This is a genomic window from Frigoribacterium sp. PhB118 (genome assembly GCF_003751725.1).
Taxonomy (GTDB): Bacteria; Actinomycetota; Actinomycetes; order Actinomycetales; family Microbacteriaceae; genus Frigoribacterium.
On sequence record NZ_RKID01000004.1, the window covers coordinates 68,337 to 80,962 of the forward strand.

General features: G+C 70.7%; 8 protein-coding genes and 1 tRNA gene. 2 read left to right on the plus strand and 7 right to left on the minus strand.

Features of this window, described 5'->3' with window-relative positions:
• The first annotated feature begins 28 nt into the window (after positions 1-28).
• The gene (locus tag EDF21_RS12095) at positions 29-1,228 is read left to right on the plus strand and encodes an aminotransferase class I/II-fold pyridoxal phosphate-dependent enzyme (protein WP_123571723.1); all 1,200 of its coding nucleotides are present in this window, start codon (positions 29-31) and stop codon (positions 1,226-1,228) included.
• Here the strand turns inward: EDF21_RS12095 and EDF21_RS12100 are convergent.
• The 5 genes from EDF21_RS12100 to EDF21_RS12120 form a co-directional block, all read right to left on the minus strand.
• Positions 1,214-2,080: a carbon-nitrogen hydrolase family protein gene (locus tag EDF21_RS12100; RefSeq protein WP_056049178.1), complete on the minus strand. Its 867-nt coding sequence runs from the start codon at positions 2,078-2,080 to the stop codon at positions 1,214-1,216. The genes EDF21_RS12095 and EDF21_RS12100 overlap by 15 nt on opposite strands.
• Positions 2,077-3,171 carry a glycerate kinase gene (locus EDF21_RS12105; RefSeq protein WP_123571539.1) on the minus strand — a complete coding sequence of 365 codons (1,095 nt, stop codon included), beginning with the start codon at positions 3,169-3,171 and terminating at the stop codon, positions 2,077-2,079. The genes EDF21_RS12100 and EDF21_RS12105 overlap by 4 nt, the downstream gene beginning before the upstream one ends.
• 103 nt (positions 3,172-3,274) lie before the next feature.
• Positions 3,275-3,348, minus strand: a tRNA-Met gene (locus tag EDF21_RS12110).
• Positions 3,349-3,482: 134 nt separating this feature from the next.
• Positions 3,483-6,374, minus strand: a complete 2,892-nt coding sequence (locus tag EDF21_RS12115) for a UPF0182 family protein (protein WP_056049181.1) — start codon at positions 6,372-6,374, stop codon at positions 3,483-3,485.
• Between the two features lie 154 nt (positions 6,375-6,528).
• The gene (locus EDF21_RS12120; RefSeq protein WP_123571541.1) at positions 6,529-7,641 is read right to left on the minus strand and encodes a PDZ domain-containing protein; all 1,113 of its coding nucleotides are present in this window, start codon (positions 7,639-7,641) and stop codon (positions 6,529-6,531) included.
• 122 nt (positions 7,642-7,763) lie between these two features.
• Between EDF21_RS12120 and EDF21_RS12125 the strand changes: the two genes are divergently transcribed.
• Positions 7,764-9,158, plus strand: coding sequence for a zinc-dependent metalloprotease (locus EDF21_RS12125; RefSeq protein WP_123571542.1), 1,395 nt, complete (start codon positions 7,764-7,766; stop codon positions 9,156-9,158).
• Positions 9,159-9,970: 812 nt separating this feature from the next.
• Here EDF21_RS12125 and EDF21_RS12130 read toward each other — a convergent pair.
• Both EDF21_RS12130 and nudC read right to left on the minus strand, forming a co-directional pair.
• Positions 9,971-11,683 carry an ATP-dependent helicase gene (locus tag EDF21_RS12130; RefSeq protein ID WP_123571543.1) on the minus strand — a complete coding sequence of 571 codons (1,713 nt, stop codon included), beginning with the start codon at positions 11,681-11,683 and terminating at the stop codon, positions 9,971-9,973.
• Positions 11,680-12,612 (minus strand): NAD(+) diphosphatase, encoded by a 933-nt coding sequence (nudC, locus tag EDF21_RS12135; RefSeq protein WP_123571544.1) that lies wholly within the window; start codon positions 12,610-12,612, stop codon positions 11,680-11,682. Before nudC ends, EDF21_RS12130 begins: the two co-directional genes overlap by 4 nt.
• Between the last annotated feature and the right edge of the window lie 14 nt (positions 12,613-12,626).

Sequence of the window (12,626 nt, forward strand, 5' to 3'; positions counted from 1 at the left end):
CCTCCACCGCGGCTACGGTGACGGGATCATGACTCCTCAAGCACCCTGGCAACGCGCGGCGAGCGGCGCCATGCTCCTCGACGCCGCCGGTCGACTCGCCCCGACCATCTTCGCCGAGATGTCGGCGCTCGCCACGGCGACGGACAGCATCAACCTCGGGCAGGGATACCCCGACGAGGACGGCCCGGTCGAGGTCCTCGAGGCGGCGCACGAGGCACTGCGCTCGGGCCTCAACCAGTACCCGCCGGGCCGGGGCATGCCCGTCCTCCTCGACGCCGTCGCCGCCCACCAGAGGCGGTTCTACGGCATCGACCTCGATCCGCGACGCGAGGTGCTCGTGACCGCGGGGGCGACCGAGGCGCTGGCGGCCACGATCCTGGCCTTCGTCGACCGCGGTGACGAGGTGGTGACGCTCGAGCCCTTCTACGATGCGTACGGAGCCGTCATCGGGCTCGCGGGCGGCGTCCACGTCACCGTCCCGCTCCGGGGTCCGGACTCGGTCGTCGACCCGGACGAACTCCGACGGGCCTTCGGACCGCGCACCCGCCTCGTCGTGCTGAACGACCCGCACAACCCCACGGGCAGCGTCCTCGACGACGCGACCAGGCGCCTCCTGCTCGAACTCGCCGTCGAGCACGACGCGCTCGTCGTCACCGACGAGGTCTACGAGCACCTGCTCTTCGACGGAGCGGCACACGTGCCGTTCGCCACTCTGCCCGGAGCGGCGGCCCGGACGATCAGCATCTCGTCGGGAGGCAAGACCTTCAACACGACGGGGTGGAAGATCGGCTGGCTGACCGGTCCGGCCGAACTCGTCGACCGCATCGTCGCCGTCAAGCAGTACCTGACCTTCGTGAACGGCTCGGTCTTCCAGCCCGCGATCGCCGTCGGACTCGGACTTCCCGACGCCTACTTCGACGGGATCGCTCGCACGCTGGCCCACAAGCGAGACGTGCTGTCGGACGGGCTGCGTCGGGCCGGCTTCGCGGTGCGCGCGAGCCGCGGCTCGTACTTCGTGGTCGCCGACGCCGCTCCGCTGGGGTTCGACGACGCGGCCGAGCTCTGCCGGCGCCTCCCGGAATCGGTCGGAGTCGTCGGGTTGCCGATCAGCGCCTTCTGCCACCCGGCGCTCGCCGCCGAGCAGTCGTCCCTCGTCCGCTTCGCCTTCTGCAAGCGCGTCGAGGTGCTCGAGCAGGCCGCGGCCCGACTCGCGTCACTCTCGGTCTGAGCGCTCCGTGGAGGTCTCGCCGGCCCCCACGCGGCGCGGGACCACGTCGTACCGACGCAGGGCCAGGGACGGGTTCAGGCGCCGCACGGCGGCGATCCGGTCGGCCGAGACCCCGGCCACTGCCATGACGTCGACCTCGTCCCCGACCGAGGCGACGGCCACGCCCGTCGGGTCGACGATCGTGCTGCAGCCCACGCCGATCGGCGGTGCGTGGTCCGCGGCGGCGACGTACACGGTGTTCTCGAGCGCACGAGCGGTCAGGAGGGTCGTCCAGTGGTGCTGCTTGAGCGGCCCGCGCACCCATTCGGCCGGCATCAGGACGACGTCGGCCCCGGCGTCGACGAGCGTCCGCGTGACCTCGGGGAACCGCAGGTCGTAGCAGGTCTGCAGACCGAAGACGAGCCCGCCGACCTCGAAGGTCGCGGCGACGGCCAACGGGCCCGGCACGATCCACCGGGACTCCTGCCCACCGAACGCGTCGTAGAGGTGCTGCTTCGAGTAGCGGGCGACGACGCCCCGACCGGGCGCCACGGCCACGAGCAGGTTCTCGAACCGGGCCGGGTCGGGCGAGACGGCGACGAGGCCGGCGACGACCACGACGCCGAGCCGGTCGGCCAGCGCGGTCAGATGGCGCACGAAGGGCCCGTCCGTCGATTCCGCGGCCTCGAGGTACGCCGGGCCCAGGTCGGGGGAAAAATACGACGAGTACTCAGGGAAGACCGCCACCTGTGCTCCGCGGCGGACCGCCTCCTCGGTGAGGTCCGTGATGGTCCGCCGGTTGCTCGCCGGGTCGTCGCCGGGTGCGGTCTGCACGACCGCGACGACGACCTCGGGTGTCCTGCCGGCGCTCATCGCGCCCACCGCCCCGCCACCTGGGCGGCAGCCTCGCCCACCCAGTAGGAGGCGCGGGTCGTGGACTCGGCGACGCCCCCGGCCACCTGCGTGGTCGAGACGGCGTCCGCGAAGCCGTCCGCAGGCGCGTCGACCGCACCGGCGACGAGGACGACCGGTACTCCGACGGCGTCGGCCATCCGACGCACGAGCGACACGGTCTTCCCGGCGGCGGTCTGACCGTCGAACGATCCTTCTCCCGTGACGACGACGTCACCGTGGGCCAGGGCCTCGGCGAGACGGACCGTCTCGGCGACGGCGACCGCTCCGGGTTGCAGACGGGCACCCCAGGCGAGCAGACCGAAACCCGTTCCTCCTGCGGCCCCGGCCCCGGGCGTCGTGGGATCGACGTCGACGAGGCTCGCGAAACGCTCGAGACCCTGCTCGAGTGCGAGGACGTCGTCGACGGAGGCACCCTTCTGCGGCCCGAACACGGCCGCGGCACCGTCGGGACCGAGCAGGGGGCTGTCGACGTCGACCAACAGGGTGACGCCGTCGGGCGGGAGGGCGATGAGACCCGACAGATCGACCCGGGCGGCTGTCGTGAGGCCGTGGTTGCCCGAGGCGACGGGCTCCCCCAGGGAATCCACGATGCGGGCACCGAGGATCGTCAGAGCGCCCGCTCCCCCGTCCGTCGACGCGCTGCCTCCGAGGCCGACGACGAGCCGGGTGGCTCCGGCGTCGACGGCCGCACGGATGACGCCACCCAGGCCGCGGGTGTTCGCGTCGTGCGGCGCGGGCGAGCTCAGCAGGCCGAGCCCGCAGGACGAGGCGAGCTCGACGACGGCCGTACCGTCGGGCAGCGTGAGCCAGGGGGCGTCGACCGGGCGGCCGTCAGGGCCCTCCACGACGCTCTCGTGGCGGACGCTCCCGGGGCACGCCCGCTCGAACGCGTCGAGGGTGCCCTCGCCGCCGTCCGCCAAGGGCAGGGTGACGACGACGTCGTCCGGCCGTGATCGTGACCAGCCGGCAGCGAGGGCCGCCGCCACCTCTGGTGCGCCGAGGGATCCCTTGAACGAATCGGGCGCGATGACCACCCGGAGTCTCGACATGCCTCAACCTTGGCATGATCGGCGGCCGGGGCACAGACCCGATCACGCGCACGAGGACACGAAGAAGGCCCCGGTCATTCGACCGGGGCCTTCATCGTTCTTGTTGCGGGGGCAGGATTTGAACCTACGACCTCTGGGTTATGAGCCCAGCGAGCTACCGAACTGCTCCACCCCGCGGCACAAGAAATGACTCTAGCACGCCGTTCGGCCCCCGTCCAATCGAGCCACCGGAAGAGGCACCCACGACGCTGGATCGACGACGAACCCCCTCCCGGCATGCCGGAAGGGGGGTCGACGATCACCGCTCGGGCCTACTGACCGCTGGCGGCGACCGCGTCCTCGAGCGCGGTCTGGAGGCGCGTGTCGGCTTCCGCCGCCGCGACCAGGTCGTTGTCGGCATAGGCCGCGGCACGGTCGGTCAGGGCCTGCTGAGCGTCGGCCAGGGCCTGGTCGAGCGCTGCGTTGTCGGTACCCGATCCGGTGCCGCCGGTGTCGGGGGTCGCCGTGCCACCGTCGGTCGCTCCGTCGCCGGTGCCGGTGCCGGTGCCGTCGGTCCCGTCACCCGTGGTCGGCACGCCGTTGTCGCCGGCGGTCGCACCCGAGTTGCCACCGAACAGCGAGTCGAGGGCGCCGTCGAGGGTGTCCTCGAAGGCGATCTTGTCTCCGAACGAGACCAGGATGCGCTGCAGGACCGGGTACGACGTCTCGGAGTTCGACTTCACGTAGATCGGCTGGACGTAGAGCAGACCACCGCCGACCGGCAGGGTCAGCAGGTTGCCTCGGACGACGCTCGTGTCACCCCGGGTGAGGAGAGCGAGCTGGTTGGCCACGGCCGTGTCGGTGTTGAAGTTGTTCTGCACCTGTCCGGGACCGGGCAGCGTGTCGGTGCGCGGCAGGGCCAGCAGCGTCAGCTTGCCGTAGTCCGACGAGATCTCGCCCGGCGTCGACCCGGCATCGGCATTCGCCGCGAGATAGCCCGTCAGGACGTTCCGGGCGTTCTCACCCGACTGTTGCGGGATGTACGTCGAGTAGATCGAGAACGCAGGGTCTTGATCGGGCAGCTGCAGCGTCAGGTAGTACGGAGGCTGCAACGGCGGGTTCTGGGCGTTGCTCGTCGGCTCGTTGGGCGTGACCCACGCGTCGTCGCTCGAGTAGAACGAGTCGGCGTCCGTCACGTGGTACGTGCCGAGGATCGCCCGCTGCACCTTGAACATGTCCTGCGGGTAGCGGACGTGCTGGAGCAGTTCGGCCGACATGTCGCTCAGCGGCGACAGCGTGGAGGGGAAGATCTTGTCGTAGGTCTGCAGGATGGGGTCGCTGGTGTCCCACGCGTAGAGCTTCACCGAGCCGTCGTACGCGTCGACCGTGGCCTTCACCGAGTTGCGGATGTAGTTGATGTTGTTCGAGGCGTACACCGGGCGGTCGTTGTACGTGTCGGCGATCGCGTCGGACAACGCCTGCGGCTTCGAGTACGGGTACTCGTTGGTCGTGGTGTAGCCGTCGACGATCCAGACGACCTTGCCGTCGACGACGGAGGGGTACGGCGCGCTGTCGATGGTGAGGTAGGGAGCGACCTTCTGGACGCGCTCGGTGGGGTCACGGTCGTAGAGGATCTGCGACTGGTCGTTCACCGCGTCGGACAGGAAGATCTGCTCGGACTGGAACTTGATGGCGTAGATGAGCTTCTTGAAGACGTTGTCGAGCTTGGGCCCACCGTCGCCCTCGAAGGTCGTCGTCTCGTTGGTGCCGTTGTCGTTGCTGCCCGACGGGTAGTCGAGCTCGATGTCGTTGCCGCCGTCGCCACCCACGATCGAGTAGGTGGGTGACTCCTGGCCGAAGTAGATTCGCGGTTCGTAGTCGCCGGCGTCGCCCAGGGCGCCCGTCACCGGGATGCCGGACTCGAGGAAGACCGGCTGGCCGTCCGCCGACCGCTGGTTGCCGTACGCCGCCACCACGCCGTAGCCGTGCGTGTAGACGAAGGTCGTGTTGTAGGGCGTCGCCGAGTTTCCGAGCTGGGAGGTGTTCAGCTCGCGCACGGCGATGACGGTGTCTTGCACGTTGCCGTCGATCGTGTACCGGTCGACCGCGAGCTGCTCGGGGAAGCTGTAGTACTGGCGGTACTGCTGCAGCTGGGCGAAGGCGTCGGTCACGAGTGCGGGGTCGATGATGCGGATGTTCGCGGTGGTGACGGCGTCACCGGCCAGGGCACCGGCCTCGGCGTCGGACTTCGCATCGTAGGTCTGCTCTTCGACGTCGGCCACGCCGTACGCCTCACGCGTCGCCTGGATGTTTCGCTCGATGTACGGCGACTCGACCGTCCGCTCGCTGGGCTCGACCGTGAAGCGCTGGACGATCCAGGGGTAGATGCCCCCGACGATGATGCTGATGATGATGAGCGCGGCCGTACCGATGACCGGGAGGCGCCAGCGGCCGACGATCGCGGTCACGATGAACAGGACGGCCACGACCACCGCGATGCCGGCCAGGATCTGCTTGCCTGGGATGCCCGCGTTGACGTCGGTGTACGTGGCACCCGTGAGGAGCTTGTTCGTTCCGTCGGACAGGGTCGCGTACTGGTCGAGCCAGAGGCTCACGCCCTGGAGGAGCAGGTAGACGGCGGCCGTGACGGCCAACTGGATGCGCGCGACCTTCGAGATGCGCACCTCGCGACCGGTGAAGCGCAGGGCACCGTAGAGGTAGCTGGTCGCGACGGCGGCGATGCCGGCGATGAGCACGACGGCCGAGGCGAAGCCGACCACGGCCTGGTAGAGCGGCAGCTCGAAGACGTAGAACCCGATGTCGAGCCCGAACTGCGCGTCGGTCTGACCGAAGGGGGTGCGGTTGATCCACTCGAGGACGGTCTGCCACTGCGTCGACGTGGCAATGCCGGCGAAGAGGCCGAGGACGGCGGGGACGCCGATGACGACGGCCCGACGCAGGGGCTCGATGACCTGCTGGTAGCGGTCGAGCTGGGAGTTCAACTTGGCGTACACCGGCCGGAACCGGAAGGCCACCTCGATGCTGACGTACACCGGCACCGCCATGGCCACGAAGCCGACCGCGAACATCACGAGGCGGGAGATCCACTGTGTCGTGAGCACTCCCGTGAACCCGAGCTGCTGGTACCAGAGGTAGTCGGTCAGCAGCGACGAGAAGATGAAGAAGGCGATGACCAGGGCGGCGAGGACGGCCACCGTGACCAGGACGGGCAATCGGGGCGAGCGTCGTGCGGTTCGCGACGATGCGGGTGACGTCAAGGGTGGACTCCTGGCTGACGGGGACGTGGACGGCCATCCTACGTGTCGAGCCTGGCCGACCCAGCGTCCCCTTCTCAGCTTTGCGCGGGCTGCATGAACGCTATCGACCGGCCGTGCAGGTGGCCAGGGACGACGTGTCGCCGCCGTCCGCGACCGTCTCGAGCGCAGTGACCGCATCGTCCAACGTGGCGACCGAGTAGACGTCCAGCCCGGAGGGCACGTTCCCGACGACCTCGGAGCAGTTCGTGGACGGCGCCAGGAAGACGGTCGCCCCGGCGTCGCGAGCACCGTAGAGCTTCTGTCGGATGCCGCCGATGGCACCCACCTCGCCCGAGGCCGTGATCGTGCCCGTGCCCGCGACCTTCGCGCCGCCGGTGAGCTCGCCGGGTGTCGTCTTGTCGATGATGCCGAGCGCGAACATCATGCCGGCACTCGGTCCACCGACCTGGTCGAGCTTGAGCGTGACGTCGAAGGGATACGTGTAGTCCACGCTGACCCCGACGCCGAGGAGCGGCGTGCCGTCGACTTCTTGCGGGGTGACCTGCTCGGTCATGCTCGTCCCCGCGCGTTCGAGGACCACCTCCGCCGGCGTCGACGCCCCGTTCGCCGCCACCAGGCCGCGGAGGACGTCCACGTCCGCATCGGTGGCGAGACTGGTGCCGTTGACGCTGACCAGGACGTCTCCCTCGCGCAGGACGCCCTCGGCAGGGCTCCCCTCGGAGACCTGGCTGACCGTCACGGCGCTGGGGACGGCGTACCCCTCGTGGATCAGCGCCGCGGCGATCGCGGACTTCTGGGAGTTCTGCATGTCGACGGCGTTCTGTTCGTCGACCTGGTCGTTCGACACCCCCGACGGGTACACGGCCTCGACCGGGATGACCGAACGGCTACGGTCCGCCCACGCGCGGACGACGTCGACCCAGCCCGGCCGGACGTCCTGGTTGCCCTGCACGCTCACGGTCAGCAGGTCGAGGGTGCCCGCGGTGGGGTAGGTCTCGTGGCCCGACACGGTGATCAGGGGTTGGGACGAACCCTCGTACTCGGCACTGCCCAGGGTGTCGAACACGGGGCCGGGCTGTTCGATCAGGTAGGGCCCCGGGAGGAGGCTCAGGACCACGGCCGAGACGACGGCGACACCCAGGAGGGGCCAGCCGAACCTGCTCGCTCGGCGTGCTGACGAGGGGGCGGTGCGCGGGGGCGTGAAGAAGGCCACGGAGGGTCCTTTCGGGATCGGCCGGGGAGGCGCGGGTCGCGTTCGCCACGAGCGGAGCGACGCCCCCGGAGCGGTGGCCGAATCCCAGGATCTTCGTGCGGCCAGCAGCTAGCGTAGTCAGCATGACCGATGATTCGCCGCGCGGGCCTGAGGACGAGTTCCGTGACATGCTGCGGCAGTTCCTGTCCGGCGGTTCCGAGATCGATCCGTCGCAGCTCGCCGGGGCCGCCGGGCTGCCCGACGACCCGGCCTTCGTGGCGCGACTCATGAGTCAGCTGCAGAACGCCGTCAACAGCAGCGGTGACGGCATCGACTGGTCGATCGCCACCGAACAGGCGACCGCCGTGGGCGCCCAGAGCGCCGTCGTGCCGACCGCGGCCGAGACCGCCGCCCTCGAGCAGGCGTTCCACGTCGCCGCGCTGTGGCTCGACGACGTCACGTTCGTGGCCGAGCTCACCGCCACGCCGCGCCTCGTGACCCGCGCCGAGTGGGCACGGCTCACCATGCCCGTGTGGAGCCAGCTCGCCGAGCCCGTGGCCACGTCGATCGCGGACTCCCTGACCGGCGTGCTCAGCGAGCAGGCTCCCGAAGAGATGCGCTCGATGCTCGCCGGGGCCAGCCAGGTCATGCGCAGCGTCGGCGGCACGCTCTTCGCCATGCAGCTCGGACAGGTCGTCGGCCAGCTCTCGACCGAGGTCGTGTCCGGCGGCGACGTCGGCATCCCGCTCCTCGACGAGCAGCAGGCGGCGCTGCTCCCCCAGAACGTCGCCGCCTTCGGCGAGGGCCTCGACATCGAGGCCGACCAGGTCCAGCTCTACCTGGCGGTCCGCGAACTCGCGCACGCCCGCCTGTTCCGGCACGCCCGATGGCTGCGCCTGCACCTCATCTCGTCCATCCGCGAGTTCGCCCAGGGCATCCGCATCGACACCTCCCGGCTCGAAGAACTCGCGGTGGACTTCGATCCCTCGAACCCCGGCGAACTCCAGGAAGCCATGAAGAGCGGGGCCCTCATCCCCCCGAAGACCGACGAGCAGCTCGCCGCCCTCGCCCGGCTCGAGACCACCCTGGCCCTGATCGAGGGCTGGGTCGACGTGGTGACCGCCCAGGCCACGGCGCGCCTCCCGAAGTCCGCGGCGATCGCCGAGACGGTCCGCCGCCGCCGGGCCGCCGGCGGACCTGCCGAGTCGGCCTTCTCCACCCTGGTCGGCCTCGAACTGCGGCCGCGGCGCCTCCGCGAGGCGGCCGTCCTCTGGCAGACCGTGACCGACGCCGTCGGTGCCGAGCGCCGAGACGACCTCTGGTCGCACCCGGACATCGTGCCCACCAGCGCCGACGTCGACGACCCGCAGGCCCTCGTGGCCCGCCTGACGTCGGACGTGCCCACCTTCGACGACGTCGACCAGGCGATCCAGGACCTGCTCGACGACACGACCGACGACCGCCCCCGCGAGGGGGACGACGGCTCGGCGACCGAGCCCGGCGAGTCCGGGCCCGACCAGGACGCCCCCCGGTCCTGACGGACACCGTCACCGGGGCCCGGGCGGACCTGTGGACAACTCCTCATCCGCCCCGGCCCCACGACATGATCGGACGATGCCCCTCGTCCTCGATCCCCGCATCCCCGTCGTCTGGCGCGATCCGTCGACCCTCCAGGTCGGCGTCGACCGCCCCACGCTCGTCCTGAGTCCGGTCAGCAGGCTCGACGAGCGGGTGGTCGCGGCCCTCGCCTCGGGGCACGGCGCGGGGGGCCTGCCCACCCTCGTCGCCCACCTCGGCCTGGATCGCGCCGCGGTCGAAGCCTCCGTCGAGCGCCTGCGACCCGCGCTGGGCGGCGACACCCGGTCGGTCGTCCCGCCGACCGTCGTCGTCGGCGGGCCGGGCCCCGTCGCCGATGCCGTCGCGCGCCTCCTCGGCTCCTGCGGTGCCGACGTCCGACGGGCCGACGCCGACCTGGCTCCGCCGCGGCACGCCACGGGCGTCCTGGTCGGCGGGCACGTGCTCAACCCCGGGGTCGTGCGAGAGTGGGTGAGGTCCGACCTGACGCACCTCGTCGTACGCGTGGGCGATCGTCACGCGCGGATCGGCCCCGTGACGGTGCCCGGTTCGACGGCCTGCGCCCGGTGTCTCGACCTCCATGCCGGCGAGGCCGACCGTGCCTGGCCCGCGATCGCCGGTCAGCTGAGCGCCCGTCCCCTCACCGCGCCTCCGCTGCTGTCCGTCCACGAGGTCGCCACGAGAGCCGCCCGCCGGCTGTGGTCCCGTCTGACCGGCGCGGACGGCGCCCCCGAGGACTCCGAGGTCGAGTCGATCTCGATCGCCGACGGGCTGGTCACTCGCGCGGACGTGTCGCCGCACCCGGAGTGCGGGTGCGCAGCTCTTCCACGAACCGGCTCACCCGCCGTTCGCCGCCGCGCCCCTGCCCCGAGCGACTCCACGACAACCGGAGCCGCTCACGCGCCCTCGTGACGCCGACGTACAAGAGGCGGCGCTCCTCGTCGATCGCCGCGTCGTCCTTCGCGTAGCTGATCGGGACGAGGCCCTCGCTGAGGCCGATCAGGTAGACGCTGCGCCATTCGAGGCCCTTCGCGGAGTGCAACGTCGCCAGGGTGACCGCGGCCATGGTCGGCTCGTGCTGACCGGCCTGGCGGGCGAAGAGCTCGTCGACGAACTGGCGGAGGGTCGTCCCGGGGGGTGATGCCTCGGCCAGGCCCATGATCGTGTTCAAGGACTCCCAGCGGTCGCGGATCGCGCCTCTCTGGTCGGGTGCGTCCTGGGTCCAGCCGAGCGACCGGAGGACGTCGCTGACGGTCTTGAAGAGCGGCTCGCCCACGATGCTCACCGCCGCGCCCTTCATCATCATCAGGGCCTCTTTCACCTCACGGAGCTCGAAGAAGCGCGTCGCGCCGTGGATGCGGGTCGACACGCCGACGTCGGCGAGTGCACGCTCGATCGCCGCCGCCTGGACGTTGACCCGGTACAGCACCGCGATCTCCTCCGGCGCGACGCCCGACCGGATCTCGTCGGCGATGGTCTCGGCGATGCCCCTGGCCTCGGCCGAATCGCTGGCGTACTCGGTCACGGGCGGCACCGGGCCCGTCGTCTCGACGGCCGGGTGGAGGTGCAGGGCACCCGGACGGCCCCGCATGAGTTGGTTCGCCGTGTCGACGATCTGCCGCGACGAGCGGTAGTTCTGCTCGAGACGGACGACCGTGGCGTCGTCGTACCGTGAACCGAACCCGAGCAGGTAGTCCGAGGACGCACCCGCGAACGAGTAGATGGTCTGACTGGCGTCGCCTACCACGCAGAGGTCGTTCCGGCCGCCGAGCCACAGGTCGAGCAGGTCCTGCTGGAGGGGCGAGACGTCCTGGTACTCGTCGACGACGAAGAAGCGGTACTGCTCGTGCACCTGTTGGGCCACCCGCGGCTCGAGCTCGAGCATGCCGACCGTCGCGAGCAGGACGTCCTCGAAGTCGAGCTGTCGCCGTTCGTCCTTGACGGCCTCGTAGGCACGGTGCAGGTCGACGGCTTTCTCGACGCTGATGGCCGGCGGCAACGACCTGCTCGGCAACGCCTCGGCATAGTCCTCGAGGGTGAGCCGAGAGACCTTCCGCCACTCGATCTCGGCCGCGAGGTCGCGCAGCGCCGCCGTGTCGATCTTGAGCCTCAGGGACTCGGCGGCGTGGGCGAGCGCCTTGGCCTTGCTGTCGAGGAGGCGCGGCATCTGACCACCCATCGTCTGCGGCCAGAAGTACGACAGCTGGGACAGGGCCGAGGCGTGGAAGGTCCGTGCAGAGACTCCCCCGGCGCCCAGGTGACGCAGACGGCCGCGCAGTTCGGCGGCCGCGCGTGAGGTGAACGTGAGCGCCATGACGCGGTTCGGGGCGTACACGCCGGTGGCGACCCCGTAGGCGATGCGATGGGTGATGGCACGGGTCTTGCCCGTACCGGCACCCGCGAGGAGGCACACGGGGCCGAGCAGTTTCGACGCCGCACGGCGCTGCTGTTCGTCGAGCCCCGCGATCAGGTCGGCGGCCTCGGTCACTGGTCGATCTCGCCGCCGAACCAGTCCTCGATGATCGCCCGGGCGATGGACGTCCGTCCGGGCAGGACGATCTCGCCCAGGCCGGCGACCAGGTCGTCACGACTGAACCAGCGCAGGTCGAGGATCTCGGCTCCGTCAGGCGTGAGCGTCCCCGGGTCGTCGGCGTCGACCTCGGCCCGGAAGCCGAGCATGAGGCTCGCAGGGAACGGCCACGGTTGCGAGCCCACGTATCGAGGCGACACGACGTTGATGCCGGACTCCTCGAAGATCTCGCGCTGCACCGCGTGCTCGAGGGACTCGCCGGGCTCGACGAAGCCGGCGAGCAACGAGTACCGGTTCTGCTCCCACAGGGCGTTCGAGCCGAGCAGGAGTCGGTCGTCCGCGTCGGTGACGCCGACGATGATCGCAGGATCGGTCCGGGGGAAGACCTCGTGGCCGTCGTCCGGGTCGCGACGGACCCAGCCCGCCTTGTCGGTGACCAGGCGGCGGCCGGTGCGCGGCGAGAACCGGTGCGAGTCGTGCCAGTTCGCCACGGCGACGGCCTCGACGGCGAGTCCCGCGTCGCGGGCGCTCAACGCCGTTCCCGAGACGCGCGGGCTGCCCCAGGCGGAGTCGTCGGACGAGAGCGACCGCGCGCGCTCGTCGTCGAGCAACGCCGCGAGGACGGGTGTGCCCACCGGCTCCACGGCGGAGGGGTCCTTCGAGACACCGAGGTAGACGTAGTCGTCGGCGGCCGGCACCGCGGCAGCCGGCAGGAGCGCGAGGGAATCCGGGGAGGCCATCAACGTCCGCCCCCGCCAGACCGGGAGCACACGGGTCACCTCCGACGCGAGCAGTTCGTCGACGACTCCGTCACGCTCACGGGTGAGGTAGTCCCGGTCGACCTGGTGTCGGGACAGCGGGAGCCGGGACGTGAGAGGCGAGGACATCGGACGACCAATCA